The organism is Burkholderia sp. Ac-20349, from assembly GCF_017104865.1.
Taxonomy (GTDB): Bacteria; Pseudomonadota; Gammaproteobacteria; order Burkholderiales; family Burkholderiaceae; genus Burkholderia; species Burkholderia aenigmatica.
Window position 1 is genome coordinate 1 of sequence record NZ_JAAGPM010000231.1, and the last position, 7,607, is coordinate 7,607.

Below are 7,607 nucleotides of genomic sequence, written 5' to 3' on the forward strand. Positions count from 1 at the left end.
GGCGCGCACCGGGCACGCCCGCGCAGGCCGCCCGGACGGGGCCGACGGTGCGCCCGCCCGCGTTCCGGCCGCATCCGCCTGCCGATCCGGTAAAATTACGCGTTTCAGCACACTAACAAGCCGCGCCGCCGCGCGAGCCGACCCTCCGGGCCCCGCCCGGAGCGCCGCCCGCAACGGAGCGCCAGCGCCACGAAGGCTCTTCATGCTTACGTTTCAGCAAATCATCCTGACGCTGCAGTCCTACTGGGACAAGCAGGGTTGCGCCCTGCTCCAGCCCATCGACATGGAAGTCGGCGCAGGCACGTCGCACGTCCACACGTTCCTGCGCGCGGTCGGCCCCGAGCCGTGGCGCGCCGCGTACGTGCAGCCGTCGCGCCGCCCGAAGGACGGCCGCTACGGCGAGAACCCGAACCGCCTGCAGCACTACTACCAGTACCAGGTCGTGCTCAAGCCGGCGCCGGAAAACATCCTCGACCTGTACCTCGGCTCGCTCGAGGCACTCGGCTTCGACCTGCAGCAGAACGACGTGCGCTTCGTCGAGGACGACTGGGAAAACCCGACGCTCGGCGCGTGGGGCCTCGGCTGGGAAGTGTGGCTGAACGGCATGGAAGTCACGCAGTTCACGTATTTCCAGCAGGTCGGCGGCCTCGACTGCAAGCCGGTGCTCGGCGAGATCACCTACGGCCTCGAACGCCTCGCGATGTATCTGCAGAAGGTCGAGAACGTGTACGACCTCGTGTGGACGGAGTGGGAAGAGCAAGGCCCGAACGGCCCCGAGCTGCGCCGCCTGTCGTATGGCGACGTCTACCACCAGAACGAGGTCGAGCAGTCGACCTACAACTTCGAGCACGCGAACGTCGACCTGCTGTTCACGTTCTTCAACAGCTACGAAGCGGAAGCGAAGAAGATGATCGACGCGCAGCTCGCGCTGCCCGCGTACGAACTCGTGCTGAAGGCCGGCCACACGTTCAACCTGCTCGACGCGCGCGGCGCGATCTCGGTCACCGAACGCGCGGCGTACATCGGCCGCATCCGCGCGCTGTCGCGTCTCGTCGCGCAGGCTTACTACGACTCGCGCGAGAAGCTCGGCTTCCCGATGCTCGGCAACCCGCCGGGCGTGCCCGGCCTCACCACCGACGCCCAGGACGCCGCCCAGCCGGCATGGGCGCCGCCGCTCAAGGTCGAACGCAAGATCGATCAGGACTGACGAGACGAGATTCACTCCAATCATGACGCACAATCATCCCGCCCCCCTGCTCGTCGAACTGCTGACCGAAGAGCTGCCGCCGAAGGCCCTCGCGCGCCTCGGCGACGCATTCGCCGAAGGTCTCGCGCAACGCCTCGCGGCACGCGACCTCGTCGAAGGCGAACTCGTGTTCGAACGCTACGCCACGCCGCGCCGCCTCGCCGTCGTCGTGCAGAACGTGCGCGCCGTCGCCCCTGAAAAGCAGGTCCGCGAAAAGGTCCTGCCCGTGTCGGTCGCGCTCGACGCCGAAGGCAAGCCGACCGCCCCGCTCGCGAAGAAGCTCGCGGCGCTCGGCCACCCGAACCTGTCGATCGCCGATCTCGAGCGCGCCCAGGACGGCAAGGCCGAAGCGTTCTTCCTCAACTATTCGGCAGCCGGCGCGACGCTCGCCGACGGCCTGCAGGCCGCGCTCGACGAAACGCTCGAGAAGCTGCCGATCCCGAAGGTGATGACCTACCAGCGCCCGGACGGCTCCGACGTGAAGTTCGTGCGCCCGGTGCATCGCCTGACGGTGCTGCACGACGATCGCATCGTCCCCGTCACCGCATTCGGCGTCGACGCCGGCGACACCACGCTCGGCCACCGCTTCCTGTCCGACGGCCTCGTCGCGATCCAGCATGCGCGCGCGTACGCCGACACGCTGCGCGACAAGGGCCGCGTGATCGCGCACTTCGCCGATCGCCGCGAGACGATCCGCACGCAGTTGAACGAGCATGCGAACGGCGACACCGTCGTGATGCCCGAATCGCTGCTCGACGAAGTGACGTCGCTGGTCGAATGGCCGGTCGTCTACCCGTGCCGCTTCGAGGACGAATTCCTGCAGGTCCCGCAGGAATGCCTGATCCTCACGATGCAGACGAACCAGAAGTATTTCGCGCTGACCGACGTCGCCGGCAAGCTGCGCTCGCGCTTCCTGATCGTGTCGAACATCGAGACGAAGACGCCGGGCGAGATCATCGAAGGCAACGAGCGCGTCGTGCGCCCGCGCCTCGCCGATGCGAAATTCTTCTTCGAGCAGGACAAGAAGAAGCCGCTCGCCGACCGCGTGCCGCAACTCGCGAACGTCGTGTATCACAACAAGCTCGGCTCGGCGCTCGCGCGCGTCGAGCGCCTCGAAGCGCTGGCCGGCGAGATCGCACCCGCGATCGGCGCCGACGCCACGCTCGCGAAGCGCGCCGCGCGTCTCGCGAAGGCCGACCTGCTGACCGACATGGTCGGCGAGTTCCCGGAGCTGCAGGGCACGATGGGCACGTACTACGCGCGCCACGACGGCGAAGCCGACGACGTCGCGCTCGCCTGTGCCGAGCACTACCAGCCGCGCTTCTCCGGCGACGCACTGCCGACCACGCCCGTGTCGACCGCGGTTGCGCTGGCCGACAAGCTCGAGACGATCGTCGGCATCTGGGGCATCGGCCTCGCGCCGACCGGCGAGAAGGATCCGTTCGCGCTGCGCCGCCATGCGCTCGGCGTGCTGCGCCTGCTGCTCGAGAAGCAGCTGCCGCTCGACCTCGTGTCGCTGCTGCGCACGGCCCATGCGCGCTTCGAAGGCGTGGCCGGGGTCGCCGAATCGACCGATGCGATCTTCGCGTTCTTCATGGATCGCCTGCGCGGCCTGCTGCGCGAGCGCGGCTATTCGGCCGGCGAAATCGACGCGGTGCTGAGCCTGAACCCGACGCGCGTCGACGATCTCGTCGCGCGCCTCGACGCGGTGCGCGAATTCACGCGCCTCGCGGAAGCCGAAGCGCTCGCGGCCGCGAACAAGCGGATCTCGAACATCCTGAAGAAGTCGGAAGGCGGCGCGAACGGCACGGTGCAGCCGACGCTGCTCGTCGAAGCGGCCGAGAAGGCGCTGCACGAACAGCTCGCGGCCGTGACGCCGCACGTGCAGTCGCAACTCGAAGCGCGTGCGTACACGGGCGCGCTGTCGGCGCTCGCCGCGCTGCGCGCACCGGTCGACACGTTCTTCAACGACGTGATGGTCAACGCGGAAGATCCGGCGCTGCGCGCGAACCGTCTCGCGCTGCTGTTCGCGCTGCACCAGCAGATGAACTGCGTCGCCGACATCTCGAAGCTCGCCGCATAAGGGCCGCACGATGCCGATCAGCCCCAACCGAAAGCTCGTCGTCCTCGATCGGGACGGCGTGATCAACGTCGATTCGGATGCGTTCATCAAGACGCCCGACGAATGGATCGCGCTGCCCGGCGCCCTCGAGGCGATCGCCCGGCTCAACCACGCGGGGTATCGCGTGGTGGTCGCGACCAACCAGTCCGGCATCGGTCGCGGGCTGTTCGACATGGCCACGCTCAACGCGATGCATCTGAAGATGCATCGCGCGGCGGCCGCGGTCGGCGCACGTATCGACGCGGTGTTCTTCTGCCCGCACACGGCCGAGGATCACTGCGACTGCCGCAAGCCGAAACCCGGCATGATGCAGATGATCGCCGAGCGCTTCGAGATCGATCCCGATCACACGCCGGTCGTCGGCGATTCGCTGCGCGACCTGCAGGCCGGCGTCGCGGTCGGCTTCCAGCCGCACCTCGTGCTCACCGGCAAGGGCAAGAAGACTCTCGCCGCCGGCAACCTGCCGCCCGGCACGAAGGTTCACGACGACTTGCGCGCGTTCGCGCTCGATTTCCTTTCACACGAACACGAGTGATGCAGCCGCCGCGCGCATCCTCCCTAACGCCAGACTTACGCCGATGCGCTTCGTCCGCTCCCTGCTGCTGCTGATCTACTTCGTCCTGTACACGGTGCCGTACGCCACCGCGTGCTTCATCGCCTTTCCGTTCATGCGCCCCGACGCGCGCTACTGGATGGCGGCCGGCTGGTGCAAGTCGACGCTGTGGGTCGTGCGCTGGCTGAACGGCATCCGCTACCGGATCGAAGGGTACGAGAACCTGCCCGACGGCCCGGCCGTGCTGCTGTCGAAGCACCAGTCCGCATGGGAGACGCTTGCGTTTCCGGCGCTGATGCCGCGGCCGCTCTGCTACGTGTTCAAGCGCGAGCTGCTGTACGTGCCGTTCTTCGGCTGGGCGCTCGGGCTCCTGCACATGGTCAACATCAACCGCAAGGAAGGCAAGAACGCGTTCGTTTCGGTGATCCGCCAGGGCAAGAAGCGCCTGTCGGAAGGCGCCTGGATGATCATGTTCCCGGAAGGCACGCGCACGCCGGTCGGCAAGCAGGGCAAGTACAAGACGGGCGGCGCGCGCTTCGCGATCGAAACCGGCGCCCCCGTCGTGCCGATCGCGCACAACGCAGGCCGCGTGTGGCCGCGCAACTCGTTCACGAAATTCCCGGGCGTCGTCACCGTGTCGATCGGCAAGCCGATTCCCAGCGAGGGGCTGACGCCCGATGCATTGAACTCGCAGGTCGAAGCATGGATCGAAGCGGAAATGCGCCGGATCGATCCGGATTCGTATCGCCAGGCGGACAATGCCGGCGCGCGCGATGCCGCGCGTGCCTGACGCCCGCAGGTTGCAGCCGTTGCGTACGACAAAAAGAAGCGAACTGATGAAACAGCGTCCGCGGCCACGGCCTGCCGTCGTGGCCCTCGATCATCGCCAGATGGACCTGCCGCTCTTCGACGGGCCGGCCGCCGCACCGTCGGCGCCCGCCACGCCGCCGGCGCCGCCCGCCGCGGCACCCGCCGCGCCCCTCGATCCGGGCCCGGCACCCGACCGCTCGCGCGTGCGGACGTTCGCACTCGACAGCCGCGTGCTCGAATACCGCCTGAAGCGCTCCGCGCGCCGCACGATCGGCTTCACGATCGACGGCAGCGGGCTGTCGATCACCGCGCCGCGCTGGGTCACGCTCGCTGACATCGAAGCCGCGATCGCCGAGAAACAACGCTGGATCTTCGCGAAGCTCGCGGAGTGGAAGACGCGCACCGAGCAGCGCGCGTTGCCGCAGATCGACTGGCGCGACGGTGCGCAACTTCCCTATCTCGGCAAGACGGTGACGATCGCGCTCGGCGCGGGCGCCGTCGCGTTCGATGGCGACGCGCTGCGGCTCTCGCTGCCGCTGCCCGTGCAGGCCGACATGCAGCAGATCAAGGATCGCGTGCAGGGCTGGCTGCAGGGCGAAGCCAAGCGGATCTTCGGGGAACGCCTCGCGGTCTATGCAGAGAAGCTCGGCGTCACGTATTCGATGTACGCGCTGTCGTCGGCCGCGACGCGCTGGGGCAGCTGCTCGAGCGACGGCAAGATCCGCCTGAACTGGCGGCTGATCCATTTTCCGATGTCGATCATCGACTACGTCGTCGCACACGAGTTGTCGCACCTGCGCGAGATGAACCACAGCCCGGCCTTCTGGCAGACCGTCGAATCGATCTTCCCCGAGTTCCGCGAAGCGCGGCACACGCTCAAGCATCACCCGCCCGAACTGCTGCCGTCGCTTTGACGCGCACGGCTGCGCCGCCAACGAAAAAGGGCGATGCGGGTCACCCCGCATCGCCCTTTTTTGCGGCTGCGGCGCACATCGCGCGCCGCAGCCCGGTTCATCCGGCGCTCAGTGCGCCTTCTTCTGGATGAATTCGATCTTGTAGCCGTCCGGATCCTCGACGAACGCGATCACGGTCGTGCCGTGCTTCATCGGGCCCGCTTCGCGCGTGACCTTGCCGCCTTGCGCCTTGATCTTGTCGCAAGCCGCGTATGCGTCGTCGACTTCCAGCGCGAGGTGGCCGAAACCCGTGCCGAGGTCGTACGACGGGGTGTCCCAGTTGTGGGTCAGTTCGATCACCGTGTTGTCGCTTTCATCGCCGTAGCCGACGAATGCGAGCGTGAACTTGCCTTCCGGATAGTCGTCGCGGCGCAGCACCTTCATGCCGAGCAATTCGGTGTAGAACTTGATCGAGCGGTCGAGATCGCCGACTCGCAGCATCGTATGCAGCAATCGCATGGGTTGTACTCCTGTGGGGACTTTCCAGAACCGGGAACTCTACCAGAGTCGGGTAGATTTCGCCGGGGGCGCCTAGCCGGGGACGGCCAAGGTCAGGGGCGCCAGGCCGGAGCGCGGCCGAACCGGCTCATCGATACCGATCGGCGCGAGCACAACGGCGGAAAACGGCACGATCCGGCTCGCCCGGCTGCCGCGCCGATCGGGTAACATCCTTCCACCTCGCACCAAAATCGGGCACGCGACCTATCGCCCGAACGCGACCATCCACGCTTCCCTACCCCTACACTGCCGTGCGAAACCGCCGATTCGAGCGCGCCGGATGCGCCGCCCTCCCGATCTCGCTGCCGCCGTCCCGAACCGGCGAGGTTCGCCGATGACCACGCTCGCCGCTGCCCCCGTGCGCCGCGCGCTCGATACGCGTGCCGTCGGCCTGATGCTGCTGCTGTGCGCGATCTGGGGCTTCCAGCAGGTCGCGATCAAGAGTACGAACGCGGCGATTGCACCGATGTTCCAGGCCGGGCTGCGCTCGGTGATCGCGGCGGTGCTGCTATGGGGCTGGGCCCGCTCGCGCGGTACGCCGCTGTTCCAGGCCGATGGCACGTTCGGCCCGGGCCTCGCGGCCGGTGCGCTGTTCGCCGGCGAATTCATCTGCGTGTTCTTCGGGCTGACGCTGACGAGCGCGTCGCACATGGCGATTTTCCTGTACACGGCGCCGTGCTTCACCGCGCTGGGCCTGCACCTGTTCGCACCCGGCGAACGGCTGCAGCGCACGCAATGGGCCGGCGTCGGCCTCGCCTTCGCCGGCATCGCGCTCGCGTTCGCGGACGGCTTCCTGAAGCCGCGCGCACCCGGTGCATCGGTGCTGGCCGGGCTCGCCGGCGACGCGCTCGGGATACTCGGCGGTGCGATGTGGGCCGCGACGACGGTCGTCGTGCGCTCGACGACGCTCGCGCGGGCAAGCGCGAGCAAGACGCTGTTCTACCAGCTCGCGGTGTCGGCGGTCGTGCTGGTCGCGCTGGCCGCGCTGTTCGGCCAGGTGTCGTTCGCGCGCGTCACGCCGGTCGCGATGGCGAGCCTCGCGTACCAGTCGGTGATCGTCGCGTTCGTCAGCTACCTGTCGTGGTTCTGGCTGCTGACGCGCTACAGCGCGTCGCGGCTGTCCGTCTTCACGTTCCTGTCGCCGCTGTTCGGCGTCGCGTTCGGCGTGCTGCTGCTCGGCGAATCGGTCGGCTGGCGCTTCATGTCCGCGGCCGCGCTCGTGCTGACCGGCATCGCACTCGTCAACGCGCCGCCGCGCAGGCGGGCATGACGACCCCGCGCAACACGCGCGCGTCCACTGTCAAGTCCTGGAATAGGTTGACAGTATCCAGGCACTAGAACGCCCGATGCACCGCATCGGGCGTTTTGTATTTCAGGGCGGCATGTGGTCGCTCATGGTTGTAGATGTGCACCGACTGTTCGACC

General features: G+C 67.8%; 8 protein-coding genes. 6 read left to right on the forward strand and 2 right to left on the reverse strand.

Annotated features, from left to right (window positions below):
- Positions 1-202: 202 nt before the first annotated feature.
- Genes glyQ through G3N61_RS37055 form a run of 5 tightly spaced genes read left to right on the forward strand, consistent with a single transcriptional unit; the run spans position 203 to position 5,645 of the window.
- Positions 203-1,207, forward strand: coding sequence for a glycine--tRNA ligase subunit alpha (gene glyQ, locus G3N61_RS37035; protein WP_011885965.1), 1,005 nt, complete (start codon positions 203-205; stop codon positions 1,205-1,207).
- Positions 1,208-1,229: 22 nt separating this feature from the next.
- A complete protein-coding gene (gene glyS, locus G3N61_RS37040; protein WP_205824878.1) occupies positions 1,230-3,329 on the forward strand; it encodes a glycine--tRNA ligase subunit beta in 2,100 nt (699 codons plus the stop codon).
- A 10-nt stretch (positions 3,330-3,339) separates the two neighbouring features.
- Positions 3,340-3,903, forward strand: coding sequence for a D-glycero-beta-D-manno-heptose 1,7-bisphosphate 7-phosphatase (gene gmhB / locus G3N61_RS37045; protein WP_205824879.1), 564 nt, complete (start codon positions 3,340-3,342; stop codon positions 3,901-3,903).
- 43 nt (positions 3,904-3,946) lie between these two features.
- The gene (locus G3N61_RS37050) at positions 3,947-4,711 is read left to right on the forward strand and encodes a lysophospholipid acyltransferase family protein (RefSeq protein WP_043190642.1); all 765 of its coding nucleotides are present in this window, start codon (positions 3,947-3,949) and stop codon (positions 4,709-4,711) included.
- Between the two features lie 46 nt (positions 4,712-4,757).
- On the forward strand, positions 4,758-5,645 hold the full coding sequence (locus G3N61_RS37055; protein WP_043190777.1) for a SprT family zinc-dependent metalloprotease: 888 nt from the start codon (positions 4,758-4,760) through the stop codon (positions 5,643-5,645).
- 108 nt (positions 5,646-5,753) lie between these two features.
- On the opposite strand, the gene gloA is transcribed toward G3N61_RS37055, so the two are convergent.
- Complete coding sequence (gloA, locus tag G3N61_RS37060; protein ID WP_043190639.1) at positions 5,754-6,143, reverse strand: lactoylglutathione lyase; 390 nt, start codon at positions 6,141-6,143, stop codon at positions 5,754-5,756.
- 373 nt (positions 6,144-6,516) lie between these two features.
- Here gloA and G3N61_RS37065 point away from each other — a divergent pair, with 373 nt between their 5' ends.
- Entirely contained in the window at positions 6,517-7,452 is a 936-nt protein-coding gene (locus tag G3N61_RS37065) for a DMT family transporter (protein WP_043190636.1), read from the forward strand.
- Between the two features lie 64 nt (positions 7,453-7,516).
- On the opposite strand, the gene G3N61_RS37070 is transcribed toward G3N61_RS37065, so the two are convergent.
- Positions 7,517-7,607, reverse strand: a 91-nt coding sequence (locus G3N61_RS37070; RefSeq protein WP_205824155.1) for an integrase core domain-containing protein, incomplete at its 5' end; no start/stop codon positions are given.

Coding starts and splice junctions, on each gene's coding strand:
- G3N61_RS37050 (WP_043190642.1), top strand. CDS start 3,947: ATGCGCTTCGTCCGCTCCCTGCTGCTGCTGATCTACTTCGTCCTGTAC.
- glyS (WP_205824878.1), top strand. CDS start 1,230: ATGACGCACAATCATCCCGCCCCCCTGCTCGTCGAACTGCTGACCGAA.
- G3N61_RS37055 (WP_043190777.1), top strand. CDS start 4,758: ATGAAACAGCGTCCGCGGCCACGGCCTGCCGTCGTGGCCCTCGATCAT.
- gmhB (WP_205824879.1), top strand. CDS start 3,340: ATGCCGATCAGCCCCAACCGAAAGCTCGTCGTCCTCGATCGGGACGGC.
- glyQ (WP_011885965.1), top strand. CDS start 203: ATGCTTACGTTTCAGCAAATCATCCTGACGCTGCAGTCCTACTGGGAC.
- G3N61_RS37065 (WP_043190636.1), top strand. CDS start 6,517: ATGACCACGCTCGCCGCTGCCCCCGTGCGCCGCGCGCTCGATACGCGT.
- gloA (WP_043190639.1), bottom strand. CDS start 6,143: ATGCGATTGCTGCATACGATGCTGCGAGTCGGCGATCTCGACCGCTCG.